General features: G+C 64.2%; 11 protein-coding genes. All 11 read right to left on the bottom strand.

The genetic code is table 11. The annotated features are described in order from the left end of the window. Nucleotides 1-24: 24 nt before the first annotated feature. Nucleotides 25-2,628: a FimV/HubP family polar landmark protein gene (locus OIN59_RS07010; protein ID WP_274108586.1), complete on the bottom strand. Its 2,604-nt coding sequence runs from the start codon at nucleotides 2,626-2,628 to the stop codon at nucleotides 25-27. A gap of 289 nt (nucleotides 2,629-2,917) precedes the next feature. Next, the gene (gene asd / locus OIN59_RS07015; protein WP_274108588.1) at nucleotides 2,918-4,048 is read right to left on the bottom strand and encodes an aspartate-semialdehyde dehydrogenase; all 1,131 of its coding nucleotides are present in this window, start codon (nucleotides 4,046-4,048) and stop codon (nucleotides 2,918-2,920) included. Nucleotides 4,049-4,443: 395 nt separating this feature from the next. After that, nucleotides 4,444-5,517, bottom strand: a complete 1,074-nt coding sequence (gene leuB, locus OIN59_RS07020; protein ID WP_274108589.1) for a 3-isopropylmalate dehydrogenase — start codon at nucleotides 5,515-5,517, stop codon at nucleotides 4,444-4,446. Nucleotides 5,518-5,606: 89 nt separating this feature from the next. After that, entirely contained in the window at nucleotides 5,607-6,257 is a 651-nt protein-coding gene (gene leuD, locus OIN59_RS07025) for a 3-isopropylmalate dehydratase small subunit (RefSeq protein ID WP_274108591.1), read from the bottom strand. 11 nt (nucleotides 6,258-6,268) lie between these two features. Continuing rightward, entirely contained in the window at nucleotides 6,269-6,394 is a 126-nt protein-coding gene (locus OIN59_RS07030; RefSeq protein ID WP_005795904.1) for an entericidin A/B family lipoprotein, read from the bottom strand. Nucleotides 6,395-6,463: 69 nt separating this feature from the next. Next, the gene (gene leuC, locus OIN59_RS07035; RefSeq protein WP_274108593.1) at nucleotides 6,464-7,885 is read right to left on the bottom strand and encodes a 3-isopropylmalate dehydratase large subunit; all 1,422 of its coding nucleotides are present in this window, start codon (nucleotides 7,883-7,885) and stop codon (nucleotides 6,464-6,466) included. A gap of 21 nt (nucleotides 7,886-7,906) precedes the next feature. Next, nucleotides 7,907-8,884 carry a LysR family transcriptional regulator gene (locus OIN59_RS07040; protein WP_274108595.1) on the bottom strand — a complete coding sequence of 326 codons (978 nt, stop codon included), beginning with the start codon at nucleotides 8,882-8,884 and terminating at the stop codon, nucleotides 7,907-7,909. Between the two features lie 224 nt (nucleotides 8,885-9,108). Continuing rightward, nucleotides 9,109-10,473, bottom strand: a complete 1,365-nt coding sequence (locus OIN59_RS07045) for an MBL fold metallo-hydrolase (protein WP_274108597.1) — start codon at nucleotides 10,471-10,473, stop codon at nucleotides 9,109-9,111. Nucleotides 10,474-10,626: 153 nt separating this feature from the next. Further along, on the bottom strand, nucleotides 10,627-11,772 hold the full coding sequence (gene dnaJ / locus OIN59_RS07050) for a molecular chaperone DnaJ (RefSeq protein WP_108626873.1): 1,146 nt from the start codon (nucleotides 11,770-11,772) through the stop codon (nucleotides 10,627-10,629). Between the two features lie 84 nt (nucleotides 11,773-11,856). Next, nucleotides 11,857-13,809 carry a molecular chaperone DnaK gene (gene dnaK / locus OIN59_RS07055; protein WP_274108600.1) on the bottom strand — a complete coding sequence of 651 codons (1,953 nt, stop codon included), beginning with the start codon at nucleotides 13,807-13,809 and terminating at the stop codon, nucleotides 11,857-11,859. Nucleotides 13,810-13,902: 93 nt separating this feature from the next. Next, nucleotides 13,903-14,454, bottom strand: coding sequence for a nucleotide exchange factor GrpE (gene grpE / locus OIN59_RS07060; RefSeq protein ID WP_274108602.1), 552 nt, complete (start codon nucleotides 14,452-14,454; stop codon nucleotides 13,903-13,905). Nucleotides 14,455-14,586: the final 132 nt, after the last annotated feature.

Genomic DNA, 14,586 nt, shown 5'->3' on the forward strand with positions numbered 1-14,586 from the left:
GATCAGCAGAGGGGCTGAGTGGCATCAGCCCAGTTCGGCCAGCATGCGCTGGGCGCGGGTCTTGAGGGCGCCGCTGGACTCTGCCACGACCTCTTCGATCAGCGTGCGAGCGCCATCGGTGTCGCCAATGGCGTTGAACTCTTCGGCCAGTGCCAGTTTGGTGGCCAGTGGGTCGTCCTGCGCTGCTGCCGATCCATCGTCGGCGAATTCCGGTGCGGGGGCTGGAGCCTTGGCGGCAGGAGCTGCCATGGGCTTGGAGGGCGCGTTCAGGTCCAATGACAGGTCACCCAGGTCAAACTCCATCGGGCCGGAGTCCAGGGGCTCGCCGCTCAGTGGCATGGGGCCCGACGGTGCCATGGTCAGGTCGCCACCGCTGGGGAAGTCCAGATTGGCCACCGGTGGTGGCGCCATCATGGGACTGGGGGCGGTTTCCGGGCTGTTCCAAGCTGCGGCGGGTTCGTCGGGGATGCTGGGCAGATCCAGCTCGGGGCGCAGTGTCTCCGGTTCACTGGCTTCGCTGCGGTTGTTGGCTGCAGCGGCCGCAGCTGCTGCGGCAAAACCACCGGCTGCGGCAGGGGGGGCGTCTGTCAGTGCGTCATCGGGCAGGTCCAGATCCAGGTCGAGGTCCAGGTCGGGCGGCAGGGCGGCTGCAGGGCTGCCCGACCCGGTGAAGGTGCTGGCGAAACCGCCTGGTGGCACGGAGGGGTATTCGTCCTCCGCCATGCCAGGGCGGCCGCCGGGCTGGTACAGGCGGTTTTCTGGTTCCAGGTCACGACCGAGTTCGGCAATGCGGTTCCAGTCAGGCCCTTCGCCCTGCGTCAGCTTGAACACTTCGCCCGCGACGGCCTCCAGGGCTTTGCGGTCCTGGCGCTTGGCGTAGATTTCACCCAGCTTGACGTGCACCGAGACGCGGCCAGGGTTGTGGCGCACGGCTTCTTTCAGGATTTCTTCGGCTTGGAGATCGCGGCCATAGGCCAGATAGACGTCGGCTTCGGCCACGGGGTCCACATCGCCGCCAGCGTCAAGCTGGCTGGGTGAATAGGCCATGGACGAGCCGGTGGTCATGTCGCTGTTGGCCGTGTCTACACGCTGGCCGCCGCTGGCACCAAAGAACGAGTCGGGTTGAATGCGGCTTTCCAGGAAGGAGCTGTCCACTCCGCCGTTCTGGCGACGGCGCTGGACCAAGCGGTAAGCGCCAAAACCGAGCAGGGCAGCCACCAGGAGGCCGCCGCCGATGGGCAGCAATGGGTCGTCCATGAGGGTGGACAGGAAGCTGGGCTCTTCCACGGGGACCGGAGCAGGTTTGGGTGTGGGCGCTGGCTTAGGGGCAGGCGCCGGTGCAGCTGCCTCGGCGGCGGATGCCGAGGCGGCTGCTTCTGCTGCCACTGCGGTGTCTGCCGGGGCACTGGCTGTCGCTGCGGAGGCCGGGGCTTCAGGCGCAGGTGGCGCGGTCGGTGTTGCGGGAACGGCTGGAGCCTGCACCGCCACCCCTGCAGGAGCGCTGGCTGCACCCGCTGCGGCAGGCGCAGGGCTGCTTCCGGCGGCTGCGGATGCCGAGCTTAGCTTGTTCAGGTCGGTGATGTTCTTGGACAACTCCGCCATCCGTGTGGCGGATTCATTGGCCTGCTTGTCCTTGGCGACCTGCTCTTCGGCCGCCTTTTGGCCCTTGATGGAGCCCTTGGACAGGGTGAGCTTGTCGGGTGCTGCGGTGGCGGGCTTTTTGTCTTCGACGCGTGTCTGGACGGAGCCAGAAGCGGACCGCTGGGCCGCTGCCACTTCGGTCGAGGGGGCTGCACCTGCGAGTTTGCGGCGGAAGTCGTTGAAGTCACGGGCCTGTGCGGCCAGGATCTGGCGTGCCTCGGGGGCCGTGGTGGATTGCGCTGTGGCCTGGTCGGGCATCTGCAGCACGGCACCTGCCTTGAGACGGTTGACGTTGCCCTGGATGAATGCGTCCGGGTTGGAGCGCATCATGGCGACCAGCATCTGGTCGAGCGAGACACCTGCTGGCTTGTACGCGTTCGCAATGCGGCCAGCGGTGTCGCCTGACTGCACTGTAACGCCATCGGCGGGAGTGGGGCGTGGGGCCGCAGCGCGGGGAGCGGCTGGAGCAGCTGCTGGCTCGCTGGCGCGGGCGGTCACTGCGGGGCGCACCGCAGGCACCTGGGGCGCCGCGGGTGCAGAAATCTGGGGCGCTGCTGTGACGGCAGGCGCCGCGCGGCGCATGCTTGGCGGGTCAAACAGCATGGTGTAGCTGCGAACGATGCGGCCCGAGCCCCAGTTGGCGTCCAGCACCAGATCCAGGAAGGGTTCGTTCACGGCCCGGTCGCTTGAAAGGCGCAACACGGCAGAGCCGTCGGCACGGCGCTGCAGCTGGATCTGCAGGTTGTTCATCGTCTGCGTGTATTCCATGCCCTGGGCACGGAAGACCTCAGGCGTGGCCGTCGTGGCACGCAGTGAGTCGGCTTCGGCGGGAGTGATCTGTGGCAGGTCGATTTCGGCGCGCAGCGGCTCGCCCAGGGCGGACTGCACGGTGATGCGGCCCAGTGCCAGCGCAGACGCATCGCTGGTGTAGAAGCCAGCACAAGCCACGGCCGCGGCCGCCAGGACAGAAAATTTCCAACGATGCATGTTTGCCAACAACTGATTAGGATTTTTTGCGGCTCGGACGAGCGGTGCTTTTGTTCTCATGGTCTGATCCCCGCCCCGGCGCGTGAAAATATGTAAAAAGCACCATAGCATCAATGTTTTGCACTGACAAGCTGAGGTGGCTCCGAAGCTTTGAGTGGGGTCCCGGCGCCCCAAATTGGGGCGCGCACATGTTGCCAATTGCCAACGCGGCGTAACTGAGTGTGTCAGGGCGCCAGGCGCAAAAAAGCGCGCGCAATGGGGTTTGCGCGCGCTTTTGGGGGTAGGCCGATCAGGCGTCGAGCAGGATGCGCAGCATGCGGCGCAGTGGCTCTGCCGCGCCCCACAGCAACTGGTCGCCGATGGTGAAGGCGCCGACATACTCAGGGCCCATGGCCAGCTTGCGGATGCGGCCTACCGGGATGGTCATGGTGCCGGTCACGGCCACGGGGGTCAGGTCCTTGATGGTGGCTTCGCGGGTGTTAGGCACCACCTTTACCCACTCATTGTCGGCGGCGATCATGGCTTCGAGGTCGGCCACGGGCACGTCCTTCTTGAGCTTGAAGGTCAGGGCCTGGCTGTGGCAGCGCATGGCGCCCACGCGCACGCAGAAGCCGTCCACGGGAATGGCCGCAGAGCTGAAGCCCTCGCCCAACCCGAGAATCTTGTTGGTCTCGGCCATGCCCTTCCACTCTTCCTTGGACATGCCGTTACCCAGGTCCTTGTCGATCCAGGGGATCAGCGAGCCGCCCAGGGGCACGCCAAAGTTGGCGGTTTCAGCGCCGGTCAGTGCGCGCTGCTTGGCGATGACCTTGCGATCGATTTCCAGGATGGCGCTCTTGGGGTCGTCGAGCAGGGCCTTCACTTCGGCATTCAGTGTGCCGTATTGGGTGAGCAATTCGCGCATGTGCTGTGCGCCGCCGCCCGATGCGGCCTGGTAGGTCTGGGTGCTCATCCACTCGACCAGACCGGCCTTGTACAGTGCGCCCACGCCCATCAGCATGCAGCTCACGGTGCAATTGCCGCCCACCCAGTTCTTGCCGCCGTTGGCCAGCGCGTCCTTGATGACGGGCATGTTGACGGGGTCAAGGATGATGACCGCGTCTTTTTCCATGCGCAGGGTGGATGCGGCGTCGATCCAGTGGCCGTTCCAGCCCGCAGCGCGCAGCTTGGGGAAGACTTCGGTGGTGTAGTCGCCGCCCTGCGCGGTGATGATGATGTCGCAGCGCTTCAAGGCGTCAACGTTGAAGGCGTCTTGCAGGGTGGTTTCGTTCTTGGCCTGCGCAGGGGCTTTGCCGCCAGCGTTGGACGTGGAGAAGAACAATGGCTCAATCAGGTCGAAGTCTTTTTCCTCGACCATGCGGTCCATCAACACCGAGCCGACCATGCCGCGCCAGCCGACCAAACCTACCAACTTGCTCATTTCAACGCCCTTTCAGATTAACAAACAGTGCCAGACCAGACTGTTTGCCCCGGCTCGTCTGGCCGGGGGAGGGCGCACGACGGTACCGGAGCTGGATCAGCCCTTAATAATGGTCGTGGTTTTGGTGGTGATTGCGCGCGCAGCCACGCCTGCCAGGGCGGCAGTCACGGTGTTCAAGGAGAACGGGCGGGCGGCAAACATGGCGACGATTGTAATGGATCGTGGCTTGCACGGGGCTTGCAGCGTTGCTTGGACGCCATGCGCTGCTTGGGTGCGGTGCACATTGCGCGCCAGTCGGGCGTGTGAATCGGCTCCCGGCAGTAAAAAAGGCGACCGCAGCGGGTCGCCTTTGTATTCACGCCACGCGCCGCAGCGGCGGGCAGATGGCTGGTCGCTTAGCCCTTGAGCGCCGTCACCACCGCATCGCCCATTTGCGCCGTGCCCACCTTGGTAGTGCCTTCGCTGTAGATGTCGGGCGTGCGCAGGCCTTGGGCCAGCACCTTTTGCACGGCGGCTTCGATGCGCTGGGCGGCGGCTTCCTGGTTCAGGCTGAAGCGCAGCATCATCGCTGCCGAGAGGATGGTGGCCAGCGGGTTGGCCACGCCCTTGCCTGCGATGTCGGGTGCGCTGCCGTGGCTGGGTTCGTACAGACCCTGGTTGCTGCTGTTCAGGCTGGCCGAGGGCAGCATGCCGATGGAGCCAGTGAGCATGGAGGCTTCGTCGCTCAAGATGTCGCCAAACATGTTGCCGGTCACCACCACGTCAAATGCCTTGGGGGCCTTGACCAGTTGCATGGCGGCGTTGTCTACGTACATGTGCTGCAGTTCGACGTCGGGGTATTCCTTGTGCACGTCGGTGACCACGTCCTTCCAGAACTGGAAGGTTTCGAGCACGTTGGCCTTGTCCACGCTGGTGACCTTCTTGCTCCGCTTGCGGGCGGCTTGGAAGGCGACGTGGGCGATGCGCTCGATCTCGGGGCGGCTGTAGCGCATGGTGTCGAAGGCTTCTTCGGCACCGGGGAAGTGGCCGTCCACGGCCGTGCGGCGGCCGCGCGGCTGGCCGAAGTAAATGTCGCCCGTCAGCTCGCGGATGATGAGGATATCGAGGCCCGCGATCAGCTCGGGCTTGAGGCTCGAAGCGCCCACCAGCTGCTCGTAGCAGATGGCGGGGCGGAAGTTGGCGAACAGGCCCAGGTTCTTGCGCAGGCCCAGGATGGCTTGCTCGGGGCGCAGGGGGCGGTCGAGCTTGTCGTATTTCCAGTCGCCCACGGCGCCGAACAGGATGGCGTCGGCTTCCTTGGCGAGCTTGAGCGTGGACTCTGGCAGGGGGTGGCCGTGGGCCTCGTACGCGGCGCCGCCGACCAGGGCGGATTCCATTTCAAACTTCAGGTCGAGTGCCTTGAGGACCTTGACGGCCTCGGCCACGATTTCGGTACCGATGCCGTCACCCGGCAGAACTGCGATTTTCATTGAATTTGCTTTGATTTTGATAGCTGTTAGCGCTTATGAGTAAAGCGCTAGAGGCCAATTTGACTGATATTTCTGACGCCTGCGGTGTCTCACGACACCATGGTGTGCGCCAGCCAGGGCTTGGTCGCCAGGCGCTGCGCTTCAAACGCCTTGATCTTGTCGGACTGGCGCAGGGTCAGGCCGATGTCGTCAAAGCCGTTGAGCAGGCAGTACTTGCGGAAGGCCTGCACCTCGAACGGGATCTCTTCACCCTGGGGGCGCACGATGACCTGGCGCTCCAGGTCGATGGTGAGCTGGTAGCCGGGGAAGGCGTGCACTTCGTCGAACAGCTGGGCCACTGTGGCCTCGGGCAGCACGATGGGCAGCAGGCCGTTCTTGAAGCAGTTGTTGAAGAAGATGTCGGCAAAGCTGGGCGCGATCACGGCGCGAAAGCCGTACTGGTCCAGCGCCCACGGGGCGTGCTCGCGGCTGGAGCCGCAGCCGAAGTTCTTGCGCGCCAGCAGCACGGACGCGCCTGCATAGCGCGGCTGGTTCAGCACAAAGTCGGGGTTGGGCTTGCGGCTGGCGGGGTCTTGGCCGGGCTCGCCGTGGTCCAGGTAGCGCCATTCGTCAAACAGGTTCACACCAAAGCCGGTCTTTTTGATCGACTTGAGGAACTGCTTGGGGATGATCGCGTCGGTGTCGACGTTCTCGCGGTCCATGGGGGCCACAAGGCCCTTGAGCAAGGTGAATTTTTGCATGGCGGTATCGGTTACTTGGCGGCCCGCTCGATGGCGCTGCCGGCTTTGCCAATGTCCTGGCCCACACCCTTGACGGTGTTGCAGCCGGCCAGCACAAAGGCCAGGGACAGGGCGATGAGGGTGGCGGTCTTTTTCATGACAAGGCTCCTTCAGGCGGTTGGGGCAGTAGAGAGGACAACGGGCGGATGATGGGATGAGTGTTCAGTTCAGGAGAACTGGCGGATGTCCACAAAGTGGCCATGCACGGCTGCGGCGGCAGCCATGGCGGGGCTCACCAGGTGCGTGCGGCCACCAGCGCCCTGGCGGCCTTCAAAGTTGCGGTTGCTGGTGCTGGCGCAGCGCTCGCCCGGCTCCAGCCGGTCGGCGTTCATGGCCAGGCACATGCTGCAGCCGGGCTCGCGCCACTCAAAGCCTGCGGCCACAAAGATCTTGTCCAGGCCTTCGCGTTCGGCCTGCTCTTTGACGAGGCCAGAGCCGGGCACCACCATGGCCAGTTTGACGTTGCTGGCCACCTTGCGGCCCAGGTTCTTGACCACGGCGGCGGCTTCGCGCATGTCTTCGATGCGGCTGTTGGTGCAACTGCCGATGAACACCTTGTCGATGGTGATGTCGTTGATCGGTTTGCCGGGCTGCAGGCCCATGTAGGTCAGCGCGCGCTCGATGGCGCCGCGCTTGTTGGCGTCCTTTTCCTTGTCGGGGTCGGGCACGCGGGCGTCCACGCCCAGCACCATCTCGGGCGACGTGCCCCAGGTGACCTGCGGCACGATGTCGGCGGCGTCGAGCTTGACCACGGTGTCGAACTTCGCGTCGGCGTCAGAGTGCAGCGTCTTCCAGTACGCCACGGCCTGGTCCCACTCCACGCCCGTGGGCGACAGGGGGCGGCCCTTCACATATTCAATCGTCTTGTCGTCCACCGCCACCAGGCCCGCGCGTGCGCCGCCTTCGATGGCCATGTTGCACACGGTCATGCGGCCTTCCATGCTCATCGCGCGGAAGACGGAGCCTGCAAATTCAATGGTGTAGCCCGTGCCGCCCGCGGTGCCGATCTTGCCGATGATGGCCAGCACCACGTCCTTGGGCGTTACGCCCTTGGCGAGCGTGCCGTCCACCTGCACCAGCATGTTCTTGGCCTTCTTGGCCAACAGGGTCTGCGTGGCCATCACGTGCTCGACCTCGGAGGTGCCGATGCCGTGGGCCAGCGCGCCAAACGCGCCGTGTGTGCTGGTGTGGCTGTCGCCGCAGACCACGGTCATGCCGGGCAGCGTGGCGCCGTTTTCAGGGCCAATCACGTGCACGATGCCTTGGCGCTTGTGCATGAAGGGGAAGAACGCCGCCGGTGTGATCTGCGCGATGTTGTCGTTCAGCGTGGTGATCTGTTCTTTGCTGATCGGATCGGTGATGCCGTCGTAGCCGTTTTCCCAACCCGTGGTGGGGGTGTTGTGGTCGGCAGTGGCCACGATGGAGCTCATGCGCCAGACCTTGCGGCCCGCCTCGCGCAGGCCTTCGAAGGCCTGGGGGCTGGTCACTTCATGCACCAGATGGCGGTCGATGTAGAGGATGGAGGTGCCGTCCTCTTCGGTGTGGACGACATGCTCGTCCCAGATCTTGTCGTACAGGGTGCGTCCCATGGCGTGGCTTTCTTTCTGCTTTCAGGTGGGTGATTGGATTTTAGTGTCGGGGGCTGGTTGCGCCGAGGGCGGCTCCGGCCGTGGTGAGAGGTGTTCCACCAGCAAACGCGCCGTGACGGGCAGGGCGTCAAAGTCGCGGGCCACCACCCGCAGTTCGCGGTGGGCCCAGGCATCGGTCAGCGGGATGGCTTGCAGGTTGCCCACACCGCGCATCAGCGCAAACGCCCGGTCGGGCAGCAGGCCCACGCCCAGGCCGTTGTCGATCATGCGGCACATGGCGTCCAGCCCCGTCACCTGGATGCGCTGGCGCAGGGGGCGCCCGGCGGCGGCAGCGGCTGCGCGCATGGCCAGGCTGATGCTGCTGTTGGCGTGCAGGCCCACAATGTCCCAGTCCAGGACTTCTTCAAAATTGATAGCATCGAGCGCAGATAAATCGTGCGCTCGGGGCACAACCAGCACCAAATTGTCGGCGCGGTAGGGGCGGCTTTGCAGCTCCAGGGTTCCCCCGCCGTTCGCCATGCCGATGTTGCAGATGCCCAGGTCGGCGGCTCCTTCCTGCACGGCGTGCAGCACATCGCTGGAGAGGTGCTCCTGCAGGTCGATCTTGATCTGGCTGTGCTCGCGCGCAAAGGCGCCCAGGTCTTCGGGCAGAAACTGGAAGATGGCCGAGATGTTGGCGTGCATGCGCACATGGCCGCGCACGCCGTCGGCGTATTCGCTGAGCTCGCCCTGCATGCGCTCCAGACCAAACAGCACGGTGCGGGCGTGGTGCAGCAGGCTCTCGCCTGCGGGTGTGAGCGTGACGCCCCGGCTGTGGCGGTAGAGCAGGGCGGTGTCCACGGCCGTTTCCAGGTCCGACAGGCGCTTGCTGACGGCCGATGCAGCGATGAATTCGCGCTCGGCCGCGCGGCCGATGCTGCCGAGTTCGCACACCGCCACAAACAATTGCAGCGAGGTCAGGTCGATACGGCGCGCAAAACTGCGCTCGGAGCTTTTCATGGGGGCTTAGTCTTCTTGTTCTGAGAAGACTAAGTATTTTCCACCCATTTTTTTAGGTTTGTCATCGCTGAACGCGATGGCATTCATCGTGCAAGGGGGCTGTTGATTGAAAAAAGTGAGCGGCTAGCGCTTTATCTCAATAGGTTTCAGGTACTTATTGTTCTGAAAGCTAATGAATGCGGGCGCAAGCAGCTCCTCTTTTTGATGCGTCGGGTGACTTGAGCCTACGCCACCAGTGTGCTGCCATGTTCCGGCACTGCCGCTCGCCAGCGCAGCTCGTGCTCAATGCGCTGGCGCAGCAGGTCCGAGGCGCCCATTTCGCCATGCACCACATACACTTGGTCCGGCGCGTGCCCCATGCTGCGCAGCCAGGCGATGAGCTGGTTGCCGTCGGCGTGGGCCGACGCGGAGGACAACTTCACCACCTCGGCGCGCACGGCCACATCCTGGCCGTGGATGCGGATGGTCTTTTCTCCCTCTGCCAGGCGCGCGCCGCGGGTACCCGGGGCCTGGTGACCGGTCAGGATGATCATGTTGCGGTGGTCGCCCGCGTGCAGCGCCAAGTGGTGCAGCACGCGCCCGCCCGTGGCCATGCCGCTGGCCGACAGAATGACCATGGGGCCGTGCAGCTTGGCCAGCCCCTTGGATTGTTCGGGCGTCTGGACCATGGTGGCGCCATGCTCCAGCGCCTGCACCTCACGGCCGCTCAGGCGGTGTTCCTGCATGTGGTGCTGGAACAGCCCGGTGGTGCTGACGGCCATGGGGCTGTCCAGAAACACCTTGAGCGACGCAGGCACCACACCCTGCGCCTTGAGCAGGCCAATGGCGTGCAGCACCACCTGAGCGCGCCCTACGGCAAATACGGGCACCACGGCAATGCCGCCGCGCGCAGCCAGCCGCTGGAGGGCTGGGCCCAGCTCTTCGAGCAGGCTTTCGCGCGGGTGCTCGCGGTCGCCGTAGGTGGATTCGATGAGCACGGTGTCGGCCTGGGGCGGCGCATCGGGCGGGTTCATGAGCAGGTCATCGGGCCGGCCCAGGTCGCCCGAGAAAAGAATGCGCCGTCCCCCCACTTCCAGCAGCACGCTGGCCGCGCCCAGGATGTGGCCAGCGGGTGAAAACGTCACGCGCCAGCCGGGCAGGGGCTCAAACGCCTTGCCGAATGCATGGATCTGGAACTGCTTGAGGCAGTGCAGCGCGTCCAGCCGGGTGTACAGGGGCAGGGCGGGGCTGTGGCTGCTGAGTTGGTGGCGGTTGAGGAAGGCCGCGTCCTCTTCTTGCAGGTGCCCGCTGTCGGGCAGCAGGATGGTGCACAGGTCGCGCGTGCCCGGCGTGCAGTGGATGGCATGGGTGTAGCCGTCGCGTGCCAGCAGGGGCAGGTAGCCGCTGTGGTCCAGGTGCGCGTGGGTCAGCACCACGGCGTCGATCTGGTGGGGCGTGACAGGCAGGGGCTGCCAGTTGCGCAGGCGCAGTTGCTTGTAGCCCTGGAACAGGCCGCAATCGACCAGCATGCTTTTGCCGTTGTAGCGCACCAGGTACTTGGAACCGGTAACGGTGCCGGAGCCGCCCAGGAAGGTGATGTTGACGTTCATAGGCCCAAGCTCCCGGGTGATCATCGATAGGGCCCATCCTACTTTGCCGATGGCGCCAGTGGATGTCGCCAGGGAGTTTCTTGCCTTGCATCAAGAAAAAACCGCCGGGGCCCAAAGGCCACAGGCGGTTTTCGGTGGGATGCCAGTGCGTGGTCAGCTGAAGAAATTCTTCAACCGGTCCGTCCAGCTCTCGCCGCTGGGCGAGTGGCGGGCGCCGCCCTTCTTGAGCGAATCCTCCAGCTCACGCAGCAGCTTGCGCTGGTGCTCGGTCAGCTTCACCGGTGTCTCGACCGCGATGTGGCAGTACAGGTCGCCGGGGTAGCTGGCGCGCACGCCCTTGATGCCCTTGCCGCGCAGGCGGAACTGCTTGCCGGCCTGGGTGCCTTCGGGGATGTCGATGGCGGCCTTGCCTGCGAGCGTGGGCACCTCGATCTCGCCCCCCAGGGCTGCCGTGATGAAGCTCACCGGCACCTGGCAGTGCAGGTCATCGCCGTCGCGCTCGAAGATGTCGTGTTTCTTCAAGCGGATTTCGATGTACAGGTCGCCCGGCGGGCCGCCGTTGGTGCCCGGTTCGCCGTTGCCGGTGCTGCGGATGCGCATGCCGTCGTCGATGCCCGCAGGAATCTTCACTTCCAGCGTCTTTTGCTTCTTGAGCTTGCCCTGGCCATGGCAGGTGGTGCAAGGCTCGGGAATGATCTTGCCCGTGCCGCGGCAATGCGGGCAGGTCTGCTGCACGCTGAAGAAGCCCTGGCGCATCTGCACCGTGCCCGCACCCTGGCAGGTGCCGCAGGTCTTGGCGCTGGTGCCGGGCTTGGCGCCACTGCCATGGCAGGTGTCGCAGGTGTCCCACGACGGGATGCGGATCTGCGCGTCTTTGCCGCGAGCTGCTTCTTCGAGCGTGATCTCCATGGCGTAGCTGAGGTCGCTGCCCCGGTAGACCTGGCGGCCACCGGCTCCGCGCCCGCGCCCGCCTTGCTGGCCGAACATGTCGCCAAAGATGTCGCCGAAAGCCTCGGCAAAACCGCCAAATCCTTCTGCACCTGCGCCGCCAGGGCCGCGCATGTTGGGGTCTACCCCGGCGTGGCCGTACTGGTCGTACGCGGCCCGCTTTTGCGGGTCGGAGAGCATCTCGTAGGCCTCTTTGGCCTCCTTGAACTTCTCTTCGGCAGGCTTGGCTGCATCCCCCTGATTGCGGTCAGGATGGTGCTTCATCGCCAGCTTGCGATAGGCCTTCTTGATTTCTTCATCCGAGGCGTTTTTCGGAACGCCCAGGATTTCGTAAAAGTCTCGTTTGGACATAGTGATTCGGAACCCAGTTGGAACAGGAACGCCGCGCAGCCCATTACGAGCATTGCGCGGCGGCTCGGGTCAACGGGGGCTCGCTCAGCCCTTCTTGACTTCCTTCACCTCGGCATCGACGACGTTGTCGTCGTCTGCGGGCTTGCTGGATGCACCACCGGCCGATGCGCCTGCGGCATCTGCACCACCGGCTGCCTGAGCAGCTTGTGCTGCCTGGGACTCGGCGTACATCTTTTCGCCCAGCTTCTGGCTTGCGGCCATCAGTGCCGTGGTCTTTTCGTCAATCGCGGCCTTGTCTTCGCCCTTCAAGGCTTCTTCCAGCGCCTTCACGGCAGCGGTGATCGCGTCCTTCTCGCCCGCGTCAAGCTTGTCGCCGTGTTCGGTCAGGCTCTTGTTCACGCTGTGCACGGCGGCTTCACCCTGGTTGCGGGCTTGCACCAGTTCCAGCTTCTTCTTGTCGTCCGCAGCGTTCAGCTCGGCGTCCTTCACCATCTGCTGGATTTCTTCTTCCGACAGGCCCGAGTTGGCCTTGATGGTGATCTTGTTTTCCTTGCCGGTGCCCTTGTCCTTGGCGCCCACATGCAAGATGCCGTTGGCGTCGATGTCGAACGACACCTCAATCTGTGGCACGCCGCGCGATGCGGGTGGAATGCCTTCCAGGTTGAACTCGCCCAGCAGCTTGTTGCCGGTGGCCATTTCGCGCTCGCCCTGGAAGACCTTGATGGTCACTGCAGGCTGGTTGTCGTCGGCCGTCGAGAAGGTCTGTGCGAACTTCGTCGGGATGGTCGTGTTCTTCGTGATCATCTTGGTCATCACGCCGCCCAGCGTCTCAATGCCCAGCGACAGGGGCGTCACGTCCAGCAGCAGCACGTCCTTGCGGTCACCCGACAGCACCTGGCCCTGGATGGCGGCGCCCACGGCCACGGCTTCGTCAGGGTTCACATCCTTGCGGGGGTCCTTGCCGAAGAATTCCTTGACCTTCTCCTGCACCTTGGGCATGCGCGTCATGCCGCCGACCAGGATCACGTCGTGGATGTCGGACACCGACACGCCCGCGTCCTTGATCGCCATGCGGCAAGGAGCGATGGTGCGCTCGATCAGCTCTTCCACCAGCTGCTCCAGCTTGGCGCGGGTCAGCTTGATGTTCAGGTGCTTGGGGCCCGAGGCGTCTGCCGTGATATAGGGCAGGTTGATGTCCGTCGAGGCCGAGTTCGACAGTTCGATCTTGGCCTTTTCAGCGGCTTCCTTCAGGCGCTGCAGGGCCAGAACGTCATTCTTGAGGTTGACGCCCGATTCCTTCTTGAACTCGTCAATGATGAAGTCGATGATGCGCTGGTCGAAGTCTTCACCGCCCAGGAAAGTGTCGCCGTTGGTCGACAGCACTTCAAACTGCTTTTCGCCGTCCACATCGGCGATTTCGATGATGGACACGTCGAACGTGCCGCCACCCAGGTCATACACAGCAATCTTGCGGTCGCCCTTTTCTTGCTTGTCCAGGCCGAAGGCCAGGGCTGCAGCGGTGGGCTCGTTGATGATGCGCTTGACATCGAGGCCTGCAATGCGGCCAGCGTCCTTGGTGGCTTGGCGCTGGGCGTCGTTGAAGTAAGCGGGCACTGTGATGACGGCTTCCGTCACGGCTTCGCCCAGGTAGTCTTCGGCCGTCTTCTTCATCTTGCGCAGGATGTCGGCAGACACCTGCTGGGCCGACAGCTTGTTGCCGCGCACTTCGATCCAAGCGTCGCCGTTGTCGGCGGCCACGATCTTGTAGGGCATCAGGTCGATGTCCTTTTGCACTTCTTTTTCGGTGAACTTGCGGCCGATCAGGCGCTTGACGGCATACAGCGTGTTCTTGGGGTTGGTCACGGCCTGGCGCTTGGCCGAGGCGCCGACGAGGATCTCGCCGTCTTCCTGGTAGGCCACGATGGAAGGCGTGGTGCGCGCACCTTCGCTGTTTTCGATCACGCGGGTCGTGTTGCCCTCCATGATGGAAACGCAGCTGTTGGTGGTGCCCAGGTCAATGCCGATGATTCTTCCCATGATTTTTCTCCGAATGCTTGAATGGTTTGGATGGCTAGTAACTTGTGGATAACTTGGTTTGGTTCAAGTCTTCCGGGTCGATTTTTTTGAGGCTTACTTGGGCGCCGTCACGGTGACCAGGGCCGGGCGCAACACGCGTTCCGCGATCACGTAGCCCTTTTGCAGCACAGCCACCACCGTGTTGGCTTCTTGCTCGGCAGGCACCACGCTGATGGCCTGGTGCTGGTGGGGGTCGAACTTGGCACCTGCGGCGGGGTTGATGGCCACCACCTTGTTGCGCTCCAGCGCAGATGTCAGCTGCCGTAGGGTGGCGTCAGCGCCTTCGCGCAGTTGCTGGGGCGTGGCTTCCTTGATGGCCAGGGCGGCATCCAGGCTGTCGGCCACGGGCAGCAGGCTTTCGGCAAAACTCTCGATGCCGAACTTGCGGGCCTTGGACACTTCGTCTTCGGCGCGGCGGCGGGCGTTTTCCGCCTCGGCCTTGGCGCGCAGGAACTGGTCGGCCAGATCGGCGCTCTTGGCCTTCAGCTCGACCAGCTCGCCTTGCAGGCGGGCCAGCTCATCGGAGGCGTGGGCGGCCATGGCGGCTTCGACTTCTTCTGGGGCGGGGGCGCTCGGGGCGGGGTTGGTTTGGCTGTGGTCTGACATGTCAGGATCTGAAGAGGTGAAAAAAAGCGGTACGCGCGGCATCTGGGGGCTTGCCGGGCTATATCAAGGTCTGCGCCAGGGATATGCCATTGTGAAGGCCCCTGTATGGCGCGCTTTGTTGTAACGCATGTC

This window comes from Acidovorax benzenivorans, assembly GCF_028680575.1.
GTDB lineage: Bacteria > Pseudomonadota > Gammaproteobacteria > Burkholderiales > Burkholderiaceae_C > Acidovorax > Acidovorax benzenivorans.

Bases quoted from the DNA above. Each gene is read 5' to 3' on its own strand.
- dnaK (WP_274108600.1), bottom strand. From the start codon at position 13,809: ATGGGAAGAATCATCGGCATTGACCTGGGCACCACCAACAGCTGCGTT.
- dnaJ (WP_108626873.1), bottom strand. From the start codon at position 11,772: ATGTCCAAACGAGACTTTTACGAAATCCTGGGCGTTCCGAAAAACGCC.
- OIN59_RS07010 (WP_274108586.1), bottom strand. From the start codon at position 2,628: ATGCATCGTTGGAAATTTTCTGTCCTGGCGGCCGCGGCCGTGGCTTGT.
- OIN59_RS07030 (WP_005795904.1), bottom strand. From the start codon at position 6,394: ATGAAAAAGACCGCCACCCTCATCGCCCTGTCCCTGGCCTTTGTGCTG.
- asd (WP_274108588.1), bottom strand. From the start codon at position 4,048: ATGAGCAAGTTGGTAGGTTTGGTCGGCTGGCGCGGCATGGTCGGCTCG.
- OIN59_RS07045 (WP_274108597.1), bottom strand. From the start codon at position 10,473: ATGAACGTCAACATCACCTTCCTGGGCGGCTCCGGCACCGTTACCGGT.
- grpE (WP_274108602.1), bottom strand. From the start codon at position 14,454: ATGTCAGACCACAGCCAAACCAACCCCGCCCCGAGCGCCCCCGCCCCA.
- leuB (WP_274108589.1), bottom strand. From the start codon at position 5,517: ATGAAAATCGCAGTTCTGCCGGGTGACGGCATCGGTACCGAAATCGTG.
- leuC (WP_274108593.1), bottom strand. From the start codon at position 7,885: ATGGGACGCACCCTGTACGACAAGATCTGGGACGAGCATGTCGTCCAC.
- OIN59_RS07040 (WP_274108595.1), bottom strand. From the start codon at position 8,884: ATGAAAAGCTCCGAGCGCAGTTTTGCGCGCCGTATCGACCTGACCTCG.
- leuD (WP_274108591.1), bottom strand. From the start codon at position 6,257: ATGCAAAAATTCACCTTGCTCAAGGGCCTTGTGGCCCCCATGGACCGC.